The organism is Photorhabdus viridis (assembly GCF_040256935.1).
Classification (GTDB): Bacteria; Pseudomonadota; Gammaproteobacteria; order Enterobacterales; family Enterobacteriaceae; genus Photorhabdus; species Photorhabdus viridis.
In genome coordinates, this window is the sequence record NZ_JBEJZY010000004.1 from 83,828 (window position 1) to 101,205 (window position 17,378).

Sequence of the window (17,378 nt, forward strand, 5' to 3'; positions counted from 1 at the left end):
AAGCAGGAATACAGTTTAAAGATACCGATTAATACATACATTGAGACTGTCCCTTACCGTTCTTTTATTCCCATTACAACAATTCATTTAAAATAAAAGCAATATAGACCAAAGAGAGAAAATGAAATAAAAACTGATTAAATCAGCCTATATCACCACTAGAAAATACATTATCAAAACTTCAGATATTATTTATCAACACAAACATTTTCAACAATGATTATACAGCCAAGCACAGGATTAAAATACCCAGAAAATCAAAGAAACAGAATAGAATTAATAATAAAACCAGACTTAGATCACATAATATAAAATAACAGCAATGGATAAATGAAATTAAAAAAATTGTTAATAAAATTATCCATTTTATTATTTTTTTAATATAAAAATAATCCGGTATAAAAATATATACCGGATCATCACATCAACATCAAATTATTCTATATTGATTAATATGTCAGTATTACACCGCCTCCCCATCACAATGCATTGCCAACGCCCTATTCAGCGCCTGAGCTAAAGCGATTCTATGTTCCTTATTCTCCATCAAACTCGCATGGTTACCTGGAACAGCAATCAACTGAAGTAAAGAGTCAGGCATTATCTGTGCCCAGCCTAACGATGGATCCATAGTTAAAGATTTCGGTTCTTCATCCGTAACAAAAGGATTAGGCGGGCAAGGTTCCATCGCATAAAACTGATGCAGCGTTACCGCTAATGCCTGCGGCTCATACTCTTCGACTATTTGTATATAATGCTCTCCCTGCTCCCAACGTTTGGCAACTAAATCAGGGCGAAGACTGGCGGGATATAACGCCAATTCCTGTGCTGCTTCAATAAACTGCACCAAATTCAGCTCATCAATTCGCCGGTACAATGCCGCAATCTCTTCTGTGTGTTCCTCCCCAAACTGTTTTACTAACACAGCAAAGAATAGGTGGTTGAGTTGCACAGGCTCTTCACTGACATCATGAGGAGCCGGCGTATCAATCAATCCCAGGAAGTTAACCTCCTCCCCGGCATGTAAAAGCCACTGGGCAATGGCATAAGCCAATATGCCGCCGGAAGAGTAACCCGCTATCCGATACGGGCCTACCGGTTGAGCTGCTTTCATCAAGCTGATCATTCTGGCCGCATGCTCTTCCATTGTCGCCATCGGTTCTTCACTGATGGACGGCCAGGGCAGCGTATAAACCGGATAGTCTGACCGGATATGTTGAGCCAGCCCGTAAACATAGGAATAATCTTCCATTCCACTAGGCACAAAGAACAATGGCAGCTCCGTTCCGCCCTGTCGCACCGGTATGGCGCTGGTCTGCGGCTGAGACAGCAAATCTGAGGTGATTTTTGCTGCCAGTTCAGACAACACAGGGAATTGGAACAAGGCGTTCAAGGTACAAATCAAACCCTGACCAGCGATAAGATTGACCATTCGAATGGCAAGCAGTGAATGGCCGCCCAGAGCGAAGAAGTTGTCATGCCGGCTGACCTGTTCAATCCCCAGCAATTCACGCCAGATGTCCGCCAATGCAGTTTCTGTTTCTCCTCGTGGTGCAGCGTAAACCTGACGGGCAAACGCTTTTTCGTCCGGTGCGGGTAATGCCCGGAGATCCAACTTGCCATTCCGGGTCAGCGGGAAAGCGCCCAGCCGGACAAACGCCGACGGTATCATATATTCAGGTAATCGGGCTGACAAATGCGAACGCAAATGTTGAGCCAGTCTTTCCTCATCATCCGCGACCACATAAGCGATCAGACGCTTATCCTCCCCTTTACCATCCGTGACCACCAATGACTCCCGAACGGCAGGGTATTCCATCAGCCGCGCTTCTATCTCTCCAGGTTCGATACGGAATCCTCGGATTTTCACCTGCTGATCATTGCGCCCCACATAAATCAGGTTACCATCCGACAAATAACGGGCAAGGTCACCTGTCCGATACATGCGAGCATCCGGGATCGCTGAGAATGGGTCAGCCAGGAAACGCTCTGCGGTCAGATCCGGCCTGTTCAGATAACCCCGGGCGACACCCGCCCCCCCGATATAGAGTTCACCTACCGCGCCCTGCGGCACTGGCTGACCCCGCGCATCAAGCAGGTAGATACGTGTATTGTTTATTGGACGGCCAATAGGGATCTCCTCCCCCTGATAATCGGGTGGACAATGCCATGCCATGACCGCAACGGTGGCTTCGGTTGGGCCATAAATATTAAAGGTGTTATACCTGCCGGCTAACGATTGCAATAATGCAGAACCCAGCGCCTCCCCTGCAAATATCAAGGTTAAAGGCGTTTGTAACGGAGGCAGCTCGCGAGCATTCTGAAGGACGGCAGGCGGCAAAGTCAGATGAGTAATACGCTGTTCATCCAGATAATGCCACAGGGCATTCCTGTCATAGCGGACATCGTCTGACAGAATATGGAGGGCGGCGCCCGCGCCATAGGCCATCACAATGTCCGCAACGCTGGCGTCAAAGCTAATGGAGGCAAATTGCAAAACCCGGCTATCCGGTTTAACACCCAAGCGATCAATATGGTCGATTGCCAAATTTATTACGCCACGATGTTCCACCATCACCCCTTTGGGCACACCGGTGGTACCTGAAGTATAAATCACATAGGCCAGCTGTCTTGAATGCAGTGATAATCCCTGAGGGTTGCTGTCCGGTTGTGCCCAATCCGTATCCGGTTCTAATACTTTCAGCCCCTTCAGTACATCCTGACCCAAAGCCGTACGCCCCATCGCATCCGCCACTACCATGACCGGAGCGGCATTACTTAAAATCCCCCTCAAACGGTCACTCGAATAAGCAGGATCCAGCGGGATGTAAGCACCTCCGGCCTTCAATATAGCCAACAACCCTATCATCATCGACGCAGAACGAGAGACACAAAGCGCAACACGTTGCTCCGGTATCACCCCCTGTGCAATAAGCTCATGGGCCAACCGGTTAGCCCGCCTGTTCAGTTCAACATAGCTCAGTGTCTCAGCCCCACACACAAGTGCGGTTGCATTCGGAGTCCTTTGTACCTGCTGTTCAAACAACTGATGAATGCACAACGGATCAGGATAGGCGGCTTCCGTCTCATTCCAGTTTTCCAGCAACAACCTGCGTTCTGCTGGTGTCAAAATATCGATTTTCCCAACGGGCTGTTGAGGATCAACTACCATCGCTTGCAGCACCGAGTGCAAATACCCCACATAGCGCTCGATTGTAGGTTGATCAAACAGAGCCGTAGCATAACCCAGAGATCCCACAATCCTGCCATTCTCTTCAGACAGTTCCAATTCTAGATCAAACTTAACTGTGTCTGTTTCAAGAACAGAATCAATAAGCGAAACAGCCAACTCTGGCAGTTCCCATTCCGGGCTCTCATTGTTTTGCCAGGCAAACATCACCTGGAACAACGGGGTATGCGCCAGTCGGCGTGGCGGCTGCACGATTTCCACCACTTGTTCAAACGGCAGGTCCTGATGCGCCTGTGCCGCCAATGCGGTTTGCCGCACACGTGCCAACAATTCAATGACATTCGGCGCATCCGATAAATCAATCCGTAACGCCAGCGTATTGACAAAGAAACCAATCAGGGGTTCCACTTCCTGGTGACTACGGCCCGCACTCGGTGTGCCGATAACCAGATCGTCCTGACCTGACAGGCGCGACAGGACCATCGCCCAAGCTGACAACAGGGTCATGAATAATGTCACACCCTGCTGTTCGCTCAGGTGCTTAAGAGATGCCGTTAATTCCGCATCCAGATCAATGAACATAACCCCCCCGGCAAACGACTGCTGAGGCGGACGAGGCCGATCGGTTGGCAAATCCAGCAATACGGGGGAGTCAGCCAGCAAGGTACGCCAATAGTCCGATTGCGTCTGGATCCGTTCAGCCGACAGCCACTGACGCTGCCAAGCGGCGTAATCAGGATATTGAATCGCCAGCGGTGGCAAGGGATCACGTTGCCCGGCCAAAAAAGCCGTATAGAGCGTACTCAATTCACTGATCAGCACACCTACAGACCAGCCGTCTGACACAATGTGATGCTGGGTAAGCAAGAATTGGTATTCGTCATCTGTGAGCCGGATAAGAGAGGCGCGAATAAGCGGACCATGACTGAGATCAAATGATGTACTGGCTTCCCCGATGCTCAGATGTTCAAGCACCGTTTCGGTATCCGGTACCCCACGCAGGTCATACTGAGACAACGGTACCCCACGATCCGCAGCCAACAGTTGTACTTGTGGTTGACCGTCAACGGAGACGAAGACGGAACGTAACGCTTCATGACGGGCAAACAACGTGTCGAGCGCCTGCTGCCAGGCCACGATATCCAGCTGACCACACAAGCGCAGCGCCATCGAGATATGATAAATATCACTGACGCCCTCAAACTGGGCAAGGAACCACAAACGCTGTTGAGCGAATGACAACGGCAAAGCCCCTTCACGGGATATCGGCAGAATGGTGGGTAATATCTTGCGCTGTTCATCAAACCGGACACGTATTGCCTCAGCAAAGGCCATTAAAGTGGACATTTCAAACAATACGCTTAATGGCAGTTCGACACCCAGCGCCGCTATCCGGTTCATCATCCGTACCGCCAACAGCGAATGACCGCCCAACGCAAAAAAGTTATCATGCCGGCTGATCTGTTCAATCCCCAGGACTTCACACCAAATCGCCGCCAGCGCAATTTCAGCTTCCCCTTGCGGCGCTTCATAGATCTGACGGGCAAAGGCTTCCTCGCCAGGCGCCGGTAATGCCCGGCGATCCAGCTTACCATTCGGAGTCTGTGGGAAGGTATCCAGGCGTACAAAGGCCGCGGGTATCATATAGTCAGGTAAAATCGCACTCAGATGCTCACGCAAACAGGCAACTAACCCGTCATTCGCTTCCGCCGCCACATAAGCCACCAGACGTTTGTCCTGCCCATCCTTCCGCATCAGTACCGCCGCCTCTTGTACCGCCGGGTATTCCAGTAACCGAGTTTCAATTTCCCCCAGTTCAACCCGGAAGCCGCGGATTTTAACCTGCTGGTCGTTACGGCCCAGGAATTCCAGATCACCGTCCGGCAGATAACGGGCCAGATCCCCAGTCCGGTACATCCGCGCACCCGCTACCGGACTAAAGGGATCCGGTATAAAACGTTCTGCACTTAATTCCGGCCGATTCAGATAACCCCGCGCCACCCCGACGCCGCCAATATACATTTCGCCAATGCAGCCTAATGGCACCGGTTGACCGTATTTGTCCAACAGGTAGATGCAGGTATTTTTAACCGGCCGGCCAATAGAGCTATCATCCTCAGGGGATAACACCGCCTTACAGGTTGCAGTCACAGTATTTTCCGTTGGGCCATACGTATTTAATAACCGTGGGCGATAAGTTTCCTGTATAAACCACACCTGAATAGCTCTCTTCTGTACCGCTTCACCCCCAATAATGATTAACTTGAGACAATCCGGCAGCGGTGATGCTTTGTCTCGGGCCACCAATTCAGACCAGAATAAAGTCGGCAGAGATATCACCGTAATACGGTTTTGTCGAATTAAGGTGATAAATTCCTGCATCGAAGCCAGCCAGCTATCATCACGGATAATCAGCGTCGCACCATTACATAATGACGCGAAAAGTTCTTCCATTGAAACATCAAAAGAAAAAGAAGCAAATTGCAGCACCCGGTCTTGCGCCGTGACAGCATAGGTCTCATTAAAACCCAGATACCGTTGATAAATCGCCTGATGCTCTACCATTACCCCTTTCGGCTGCCCGGTTGAGCCGGAGGTGTAAATCACATACGCCAGATGCTGTGGCGTCAACGCCGGGACCTGCGGGTTGCTGTCCGGCAAGTCTGGCAGCGTATTCGGGTCAAGTACCGTCAACCCTGCCAGCACCTCTTCGCCCAACGCAGCCCGTCCAGCCGTATCAGCCAGCACCACTGCCGGGGCGGTATCACTCAGGATATACGCCAGACGTTCCTCCGGGTAGGTTGAATCCAGCGGCACATAAGCCCCGCCAGCTTTCAGCACCGCCAGCAATCCCACCACCATCGCTGGGGAACGTGCCACACAAATCGCCACCAGCTGGTCGGGAGTGACACCCAACGTAATTAATTGATGGGCTAAACGGTTGGCGCAGGCATTTAATTCGGCATAACTGAGCGTCTGCTCCTGATACACCAATGCCGTCGCCTGTGGGGTTTGCTCTGCCTGTTGCTCAAACAGCTGATGAATACATAACGCCTCAGGATACGGAGTTTCTGTCTCATTCCAGATTTCTAGCAACAGCGTGCGTTCCGTTTCCGGCAGGATGCTCAGTGCTCGTACCGGTGTTTCCGGCGCCTGCTCAAGGGCAGCCGCCAGACTCTCCAACGCCTGCTGCATATAGCCGCATATCCTGTCCGGATCAAACGGCTGCACTGCACTAGCCGTCAGCCCCAAAGTGGAACCCCCGTCCTCCACCGACAACCCAAAGGGATAGTTAGTGCTCTCCTGCCCGCCCAGGAATTCAATGCCGTCCATCGTTTCATCCAGTGGATCCTGTTGATCATTATGCCGGTAGTTCAACAGAGCGCTAAAGAGAGGCGTACCGCTGGCAACCCCACTGCACCGCTGGGCTAGCGCCAGTGACGCATGCTCATGGGCCAGCAACCCGGCCAGCCGTAAATGAGCCGCCCGCACGCTGTCCCGTACCGGGGTATCATCGATATCCAGGCGTAACGGCAGAGTATTAATAAACAGCCCCATCCCATTATCAGCCCCTTCTCCCGCCGCCATGCGCCCAAACAACACGGTGCCGAACACCACTTTCTCCTGACCACTGGTATGTGATAACACCTGCGCCCAAGCCAGATGGCACAGCGCCGCCAGACTGACGCCCAAATGCCGGGCCTGATAGCGAAGACGGTCATTCAACCCAGCAGTCAGCATCCGGTAGGATGTTGTTTCCTGCGATCCATCATGATGCACATCCGCCAGCCCAAACGGCAGCGTGGGTTCATCCACCGCCGCCAGCATGTTGGTAAAGAAGCGGGTATGTTCCTCCTGACTGATACCCAACCGGGCCTGCGCCACCAGATTGCGGAACGGCGCCGGCGCCGGCAGGCTGTCCTCCTGACCGGTAAGATACGCCAGTACTTCGCGATTCATCACGTCCAGCGTGGTATGGTCGCCAATCAGATGATGCAACAATTCCAGTAAAAACCAGCGCCCATCAGTCTCCTGCGCCACGACAAAACGCAGCAGCGGCGCCTGACCCAAATCAATACGATAATGACGGGGATCAAAACGTTGAACCAGTTGATCACCCACCGGCCCATCAGCCGGGTCCAACGTCAATTCAGTGACCGATAACGGTACCTGACGCCAGACCACCTGCGCCGGCACTGATAATCCTTGCCAGATAAAAGCCGTACGCAGAATATCGTGCCGATCAACCATCTGTTGTACCGCCGCCAAATAACGGTCCAGCAGAGGCCGGTCAGCAAAAGCCATCTGGCTGACTAACAAATAGGGATCACCTTCGTTTGCCAGTAAGTGGTGAAACAAAATACCGTCCTGCAACGGTGACAGGGCATAAATATCCTGAAGATTAGCTATTCCGCCCGGTACCTGTTCAATGATGCTGTCAATCTCAGGCTGAGTCAGATCGATCAGCGGCAACATCTCTGGGGTGAGCGTCGTCGTCGCGGGTGTAATCACATTAGCCGGCGCCATCACCGTGCGATGCCGTCCCAACGTTTGGGCCAGCGCCGACAATACCGGCGACTGGAACAAATCACGCGCCGTCAGTGTCAATCCCTGATGGCGCAGGCGTTCAATCATGCGTACCGCGAGCAGTGAATGGCCGCCCAAGGCAAAGAAACTGTCATGCCGGCTGACCTGTTCAACCCCCAGTAATTCACGCCAAATAACCGACAGAGTGATTTCCGTTTCGCCTTGCGGCGCCTCGTAAACCTGACGGGCAACGGCTTCACCATCCGGCGCCGGTAGCGCATGACGATCCAGCTTACCGTTCGGCGTCAACGGAAACGCCTCCAGACGTACAAAAGCCGACGGCACCATATAGTCAGGCAAAACGGTACTCAGGTGGGCACGCAAGTTGTTCATCAACTCCTCATCCGCTGTTGCCGCCACATAGGCCGCCAACCGTTTATCCGACCCTTCACCCAATGCCAACACCGTAACCTCACGCACCGCCGGGTGTTCTGCCAGCCGGGCCTCAATTTCACCCAGTTCAATGCGGAAGCCGCGGATTTTCACCTGCTGATCGTTGCGGCCCAGAAACTCGAGATTGCCGTCCGGCAGATAACGCGCCAAATCCCCGGTACGGTACATGCGTGCATCCGGATTATCACTGAACGGATCAACCAGAAAACGTTCAGCCGTCAATTCAGGATGATTAAGATAACCACAAGCAATTCCATCGCCCCCGACATAAATCTCCCCGACCGCCCCCAACGGCACCGGCTGACCATGCGTATCCAACAGATAAACCCGCGTGTTGGCTACCGGTCGGCCAATCGGGATACGGATCGCTCCCTGCGCTGATGCCGTGATACGGTATGTCGTGGTAAAGGTAGTGCCTTCACTCGGCCCATAGCCATTCAATAACTGTTGTGGCGGACTCGTGCTCAATACCTGCCCGATAACATGGGGATCAAGGGCATCTCCCCCGACAATCAGGAGCTTTATTTGCGGCAGAACCGGAGACAACTCCGCCGCCAGCTGGTTAAACAATCCGACACTCAGCCACAGCGCCGTTATTCGCTGAACCTGTAGAACTTGTACAAACTCCAGCGGTGTCAGCAAAGTGACACGATCGACCACCACTAACGCGCCGCCATTGAGCAACGGCGCCCAGACTTCAAACGTGCTGGCATCGAAAGCCGGGTTAGCGGCAAAGGCCACCCGATCATCTGGTCCAATTTCGGCATAGCCATTATTGATGACCAGCCGGACCACCGCCCGATGCGGCACCAGAACCCCTTTGGGCGTACCGGTAGAACCGGAGGTATACATAATATACGCTGACCCGGCGCTGGAGCGCGGTAATCCAGGGTTGAGGCGATCTTCCCCGCTACCCGGGTCTGTCTCATCCGAGAAACGCAACAGCGGGATAGTCAGGTTAGCCGGAATATCCGCCCGTGTATCGGTGAGCAGCAATTTGGCTGAGCAATCGTTTATTAGCCAGTTTTTCCGTTCATCCGGCACACTGGGATCTATCGGCACGTAAACGCCGCCAGCTTTAAGGATAGCTAATTGAGCCACCACCAGCTCCATCGATCGTTCTAACAGGAGCGCAACATGGTCGCCGGGGCAAACCTGTTGTTCGATCAACTGACGAGCCAGCCGGTTGGCACGGGCGTTCAGTTCCGTATAGCTCAGCGTCTTCTCTCCCGCTATCAGCGCCGTCGCTTCCGGGGTTTTCTCCACCTGCTGTTCAAACAACTGATGAATACACAACGCATCAGGATATACAGTTTCCGTGGCGTTCCAGGTTTTTAACAGCAACGTACGTTCCGCTTCCGGCAGGATGTTCAGTGCCCGAACGGGCATACCCGGGGCTTGCTCAAGCGCTTCCACCAGACTTTCCAGCGCCTGCTGCATATAACCGCATAGCCTTTCCGGATCAAACGGTTGCACTACCTGAGCCGTCAGCCCCAGGGATTCAGAAAAATCCTCCACCGACAGTACAAACGGATAGTTGGTCCGCTCCTGTTCACTCAAGAATTCAATGCCGTCCATCGTTTCATCCAGCGGATCCGGTTGAACATTATGTCGATAGTTCAACAGGGCGCTGAAAAGGGGCGTACCGCTGGCAATCCCACTGCACTGCTGGGCCAGCGCCAGTGACGCATGTTCATGGGCTAATAATCCGGCCAGTCGGGTATGGGCGGCCTGCACGCTGTCCCGTACCGGCGTTTCATCAATATCCAGCTGCAACGGCAGGGTATTAATAAACAGCCCCATACCATTGTCGGCGCTGTCCCCTGCCTGCATCCGTCCAAACAACACCGTGCCGAACACCACTTTCTCCTGCCCGCTGGTATGCGACAACACCTGCGCCCAAGCCAGATGACACAGCGCCGCCAGACTGACCCCCAAATGCCGGGCCTGACTGCGCAGACGGTCATTCAGCTCAGGCACCAGCATCCGGTGAAATTCCGTCACCTGTGAGCCGTCGCGGCGCACTTCTGCCAGCCCGAATGGCAGCGTCGGTTCATCTACCGCCGCCAGCATCTCGGTAAAGAAACGGGTATGCGCTTCCTGACTCACGCCCAACCGGGCCTGCGCCACCAAATTGCGGAAAGGAACCGGCGCAGGCAGGCTATCCGCCTGATCCGTAAGGTATGCCTGGACTTCGCGGTGCATCACTTCCATTGTTTCATGGTCGCCAATCAGGTGATGCAGCAATTGCAAGACAATCCAACGGCCATCGGTCTCCTGCGCTACCACAAAACGTAATAACGGCGCTTCGCTCAGGTCAAGACGATGATAACGCGGATCAAAACGCCGGGTTAATTGGTCACTCACCGAACCGTCAACCGGATTCAGCGTCAGCTCAGTCACCGACAATTGGGCCTGACGCCAGACCACTTGCGCCGGTACTGACAATCCTTGCCAGATAAAAGCGGTACGTAAGATATCGTGCCGATCAACCGCCCGTTGAACTGCGGCCAGATAACGATCTAACAGAGACCGGTCAGCAAAGGCCATCTGACCCGTCAACAGATACGGATCCCCTTCGTTCGCCAGTAAGTGGTGGAATAAAATACCGTCCTGCAACGGCGACAGGGCATAGATATCCTGAATATTGGCTACCCCGCCCGGCGCCTGTTCAATGATACGGTCAATCTCAGCCTGAGTCAGATCAATCAGCGGCAACATCGCCGGCGTCAGTGTCGTGTCTGCCGGGGTGATGACGTTAGGCGGTATTGTCACAGCCTGATGCTGTCCCAGTGACCGGGCCAGTTCAAACAGCACCGGAAACTGGAACAGATCACGCGCCGTCAGTGTTAATCCCAGATGACGCAGGCGTTCAACCATCCGTATCGCCAGCAGCGAATGTCCCCCCAAAGCGAAGAAACTGTCATGCCGGCTAACCTGCTCAATCCCCAGTAATTCCCGCCAAATCGCCGCCAGGGCGATTTCCGTTTCGCCTTGGGGCGCTTCGTAAACTTGATAAGCAAAGGCTTCATTATCCGGGGCCGGCAATGCCCGGCGATCCAATTTACCGTTAGGCGTCAACGGAAATGCATCCAGACGCACAAAAGCCGACGGCACCATATAGTCAGGTAAAATGGCGCTCAGGTGGGCACGCAGGCTGTTCACCAGCCCATCATCCGCCGGCGCCACCACATAGGCCGCCAGCCGTTTATCCGGCCCTTCCCCCCGAGCCAACACGGCGACTTCATGTACCGCTGGATGCTCTGCCAGACGCGTCTCAATTTCACCCGGTTCAATCCGGAAGCCGCGGATCTTAACTTGCTGATCATTACGACTCAGGAATTCTAGATTGCCGTCCGGCAGGTAACGGGCCAAATCCCCGGTGCGGTACATGCGTGCATCCGGGTTATCACTGAACGGATCAACCAGGAAACGTTCGGCGGTTAACTCAGGCCGATTGAAATAACCCTGAGCAACGCCATCTCCACCGACATAAATCTCACCGATCACACCCGGCGGTACCGGCTGCTCATAAGCATCCAGCAGATAAACACGGGTATTCGCGATTGGCCGGCCAATCGGGATACGGGTCACGCCCTGTGCTAACGCCACGATAGGGTATATCGTGGTAAAGGTAGTTCCCTCACTCGGTCCATAGGCCTGCAACAATTGTTGAGGAGGGCTATCACGCAAAACCTGGGCAATCACATGTGGATCCAGCACATCGCCGCCAACAATCAGGATCTTGAGCTGCGGAAGTACCGGGGACAACTCTGCCGCCAACCGGTTAAACAGCCCGATAGTCAGCCACAACACCGTGATGCGGTGCGTCTGGAAAGCCGGTACTAACTCCTGTGGCGTCAGCAACGCGGCATGGTCGATAACCACTAGCGCGCCGCCGTTGAGCAACGGCGCCCAGACTTCAAACGTACTGGCATCGAAAGCCGGGTTAGCGGCAAAGGCCACCCGATCGTCTGGTCCAATTTCGGCATAACCATTATTGATGACCAGCCGGACCACCGCACGATGCGGCACCACCACACCTTTGGGCATACCCGTCGAGCCGGAGGTATACATAATATACGCTGACCCGGCGCTGGAACGCGGTAAGCCAGGGTTGATGTCATCTTCCTCGCTGCCCGGGTCTGTCTCATCCGAGAAACGCAATAGCGGAACAGCCAGATTAGCCGGAATAGCCGCCCGTGTATCGGTGAGCAGCAACCTGGCTGAACAATCGCTTATCAGCCAGTTTTTCCGTTCATCCGGCACACTGGGATCTATCGGTACATAAACAGCCCCCACTTTGAGAATAGCCAACTGAGCTACTACCAGTTCTATCGATCGCTCTAACAGAATCGCAACCTGGTCATCCGGGCGAATTCCCTGTTCGATCAGCTGACGGGCCAGCCGATTAGCGCAGGTATTCAGTTCCGTATAGCTCAAAGTGTTATCTCCTGCTATCAGCGCCGTCGCCTTCGGGGTCTTCTCTACTTGCAGCTCAAATAACTGATGAATACATAATTGGTCAGGATACGCGGTTTCCGTGGCGTTCCAGGTCTTTAACAACAAGGTACGTTCCGCTTCCGGCAAGATTTCCAATGCCCGAACGGGCGTTTCCGGGGCTTGCTCCAAGGCTTCCACCAGACTTTCCAGCGCCTGTTGCATATAACCGCACAGGCTTTCCGGATCAAACGGTTGCACTACCTGAGCGGTCAGCCCCAGCGTGGCGGCACCGTCCTCTACCGACAGCACAAACGGATAGTTGGTCCGCTCCTGTTCACCCAGGAACGCAATCCCGGCCATCGTTTCATCCAGCGGATCCGGTTGAACATTATGTCGATAGTTCAACAAAGCGCTAAAGAGGGGCGTACCGCTGGTAACCCCGCTGCATCGCTGGGCCAGCGCCAGTGACGCATGCTCATGCGCCAACAACCCGGCCAGTCGCAGATGCACCGCCCGCACACTGTCCCGTACCGGGGTATCATCCATATCCAACCGCAACGGTAGGGTATTGATAAACAACCCCATGCCATTGCCGGCGCCTTCACCTGCCGCCATACGCCCAAACAGCACGGTGCCGAATACCACTTTCTCCTGCCCGCTGGTACGCGACAACACCTGCGCCCAAGCCAGATGACACAATGCCGCCAGACTGACGCCCAAACGCCGGGCCTGACTGCGCAGACGGTCATTCAACCCGGCGGTTAACATCCGGTAGGATTCCGTCTTCTGAGATCCATCATGATGCACATCCGTCAGCCCGAACGGCAGCGTCGGCTCCTCCACTTCAGCCAACATATCGGTAAAGAAACGGGTATGCGCGGTCTGACTCACCCCCAACTGGGCCTCAGCCACCAGATTGCGGAAAGGAACCGGTGCAGGCAGACTCTCCCCCTGCCCGGCAAAAAACGCCTGCACTTCACGGTGCATCACTTCCATTGTTTCATGGTCGCCGATCAGGTGATGCTGCAACTCCAGTAAAAACCAGCGGCCATCGGTTTCCTGCGCGATAACAAAATGCAACAGCGGGGCCTGATTCAGATCAAGACGATAGTGATCCGGATCAAAACGCCGGGTTAACTGATCAATAACCGGCCCGTCAGCCGGGTCGAGCGTCAATTCCGTCACCGGCAAGGTCGCCTGACGCCAAACCACCTGCGCCGGCACAGATAACCCTTGCCAGATAAACGCCGTACGCAGAATGTCATGACGATCAACTACCTGTTGCACCGCGTCCAGATAACGATCCAGCAGAGCGCGGTTAGCAAAGGCCACCGGATAGAGCACTAAGTACGGGTCGCCTTCCTTTTCCAATATGTGGTGGAACAGGATACCGTCCTGCAACGGCGACAACGCATAGATATCCTGAATATTGGCTATCCCACCCGGCACTTGGCCGACGATGTGGTCAATATCAGTCTGAGTCAGCTCAATCAGCGGCAACATCGCTGGGGTCAGCGCCGTGGCGGCCGGTGTCATGCTATTGGGTGGGACTATCACGGCCTGATGCCGTCCCAACGTTTGGGCCAGGTCTGACAGCACCGGCGACTGGAACAGATCGCGCGCCGCCAGTGTCAATCCCAAGCGACGCAAGCGTTCAATCATCTGCACGCCAAGCAGTGAATGACCGCCCAACGCAAAGAAGCTGTCATGCCGGCTTATCTGCTCAATACCCAGTAACTCACGCCAAAGGGCGGCAAGGGCGATCTCAGTCTCCCCTTGTGGGGCTTCATAAATCTGCCGGGCAAAATCATCTCCCCCCGGTTCAGGCAACGCCCGGCGATCCAGCTTGCCATTCGGGGTCTGCGGGAAGGACTCCAGACGCACAAAGGCTGCCGGTACCATATAGTCGGGTAAAATGGCACTCAGGTGGGCGCGCAAATCGGACGTCAATCCCTCATTTGCCGCCGCCGCCACATAAGCAACCAAACGTTTGCCCTGCCCACTATCCAACGCCAGCACCGCCGCCTCTTGCACCATCGGGTGTTCCAGCAACCGGGTTTCAATTTCACCCAGCTCAATACGGAAGCCGCGGATTTTAACCTGCTCGTCATTACGGCCTAGGAACTCCAGATCACCATCCGGCAGATAACGGGCCAAATCGCCGGAGCGATACATCCGCGCACCGGCTATCGGGCTAAAAGGATCCGGCATAAAATGCTCTGCACTTAATTCCGGCCGGTTAAAATAACCGCGCGCCACCCCGACGCCGCCAATATACATTTCACCCACGCAGCCTAACGGCACCGGTTGACCATATGGGTCCAGCAGGTAGATGCGAGCATTTTTAGCCGGCCGGCCAATAGAATGCGCATCGGCTGGGGATAACACGTCCTTATAGGTCACCGTCACCACATTTTCCGTCGGGCCATAACCGTTTAACAGCCGGGGCCGATGGCCCTCCTGCCTGAACCAGTCCTGAATGGCATTCTTTTTGACCGCTTCACCGCCAATGATAATGAGCCGGAGACCATCCGGCAGCGGTAACCCTGTATCTCTGGCCGCCAATTCAGACCAGAACAGGGTCGGCAGCGACACCACCGTAATACGATTTTGCCGGATTAAGGTAATAAATTCCGGCATCGACGCCAGCCAACTGTCATCGCGAAGAACCAGCGTAGCCCCGTTACATAATGACGAGAAGAAATCTTCCACTGAAACATCAAAGGCAAACGCGGCAAATTGCAACAGCCGGTCTTGCGCCGTGACAGCATAGGCGTCATTAAAACCCAGATAACGTTGATAAATCGCCTGATGTTCTACCATCACCCCTTTCGGTTGCCCGGTTGAGCCGGAGGTGTAAATCACATACGCCAGATGCTGTGGCGTCAACGCCGGGACCAGTGGATTGCTGCCCGGCTGGTCTGGCTGGGTATTCGGATCAAACACTGTCAGCCCCGCCAGTGCGGCTTCACCCAACGCCGCCCTCCCAGCCGCATCAGCCAATACCACTGACGGCGCCGTATCATTCAAGATATACGCCAGACGTTCCCCCGGATAGGTTAAATCCAGCGGCACATAAGCGCCGCCGGCTTTCAGCACTGCCAGCAAAGCCACCACCATCGCCGGCGAGCGTTCCACGCAAATCGCCACCCGCTGGTCCGGTGCGACCCCCTGCGCAATCAGTTGATGGGCCAGACGGTTGGCCCGGCTATTCAATTCTGCATAACTGAGGATCTGTTCTTGATATTCTAACGCCGTGGCCTGCGGGGCCAGCTCTGCCTGTTGTTCAAACAGCTGATGGATACATAACGGGTCAGGATAAGGGTTTTCCGTGACGTTCCAGGTCTCCAGCAACAACGTGCGTTCCGCCTCAGACAACACATTAAGCTGTCCGACGGGGATTTCCTCACCCTGCCTTTTTGACGCAGCCAACACCTGTAAGTGTTCGCTCATCCGCAGAACCCCTTCCCCGCTCAAACGATTTTCATCGTATACCCAGCGAAAAACGCCCTGTGCATTCACCTGGAGCGTCAGCAATTCACCGGATACCTTCTGATCACACGGTATCTCATCTTGTATCACCGAGACGGCTATCTGCCACGGCCAGCGGGTTGTCAACGCTGGAATAGCCTGCAATGAAGGAAAGCGAATAAGGAGATCATGACTAAATGCCCGGTGCCGCGCCAACTGGACAAGCTCGTTATCAATCCAGTCAGCTACCGCTCTCCACGGCTTATCAAACGCCACCTCAATGGTCATCGGCGCCACAGGCGCCAGATCGGCCAGGTTATCGTTTGCCTTCACGCCCCAACCAATTTGGAATTCGGTCTGCTGAGTCAGGCGCGCAAGGTAAATAACAAATGCCTGCAACAGTGTCCGCAATGGGTCTTCTTCCCCATTTTTTGGCAACGGAGACTGCCAAAAGCTCATTGCCCATCTGGGCTCCGCTTGCTCCCCGACGGTCTCGAAAGGTAACTGGAGCGGTTGCAAAGCGGCAAGGCGCTCATACCAGAATAATTCACCGGGTGTGAGCGCCTTGAGAATATTCTTTGTATTTTTAGTCTGTGGTAAAGCGTCATTCGCGCTGATTATGTTTTCTGATGTCTGAGAGAAGAATTCAGCGTTAAGAGCACTTTCTGCTTGAGCAATGCTATCTTTCATTTACTACTCCAACGAATTTGCTAGAAATTTGAAAACTGTCATTCCTGACAGCCATCACCAGTATTTTCCTTACTTCTTGCCCCAAGAAATAAAAATGGATATATCCGACATCTATTCAAAATACGCAAATACTGGATGCCATAACCCGGTGAATAGCCATATCATTAACAACGCTACAACATTAACTCCCCTGGCAACCAAATAAATAATTCAATTTATGATCTGGAATAAAAAATTCCATTTTCGCTCCTATTTTTTAGATAAATTAGATTAATTCTCTATAATTCCCATTGACTGACGATAAATTACACAATTAAAAGCAAGCCAATTCCCTGCATTTATTATGCATATTTAATAAAAATATAACTTCAGATTATAAATAATCACAGATGATATTATTTTATAACAATAAATTACACCTCTAGTGTAGATACCCATAAACAAATCCACACCAACTTAAGCACATTGACTTATAACAATTAAATTCCACCACAAATAGAAATGTTATTTAATCCAATATCACCAAGAAACAATTATAATTCACAATTAATTCCACCACATATTATTCCATAAGAATGGAACAATGTAACAGGCATAATCAAAA

General features: G+C 53.3%; 1 protein-coding gene. It reads right to left on the minus strand.

Annotation, left to right across the window (positions count from 1 at the left end):
* Positions 1 to 463 precede the first annotated feature (463 nt).
* Positions 464 to 16,774, minus strand: a complete 16,311-nt coding sequence (locus ABR397_RS02725) for an amino acid adenylation domain-containing protein (RefSeq protein ID WP_350304363.1) — start codon at positions 16,772 to 16,774, stop codon at positions 464 to 466.
* Between the last annotated feature and the right edge of the window lie 604 nt (positions 16,775 to 17,378).

Excerpts from the sequence above, each read along its gene's own strand:
- ABR397_RS02725 (WP_350304363.1), bottom strand. The coding sequence starts at position 16,774 with ATGAAAGATAGCATTGCTCAAGCAGAAAGTGCTCTTAACGCTGAATTC.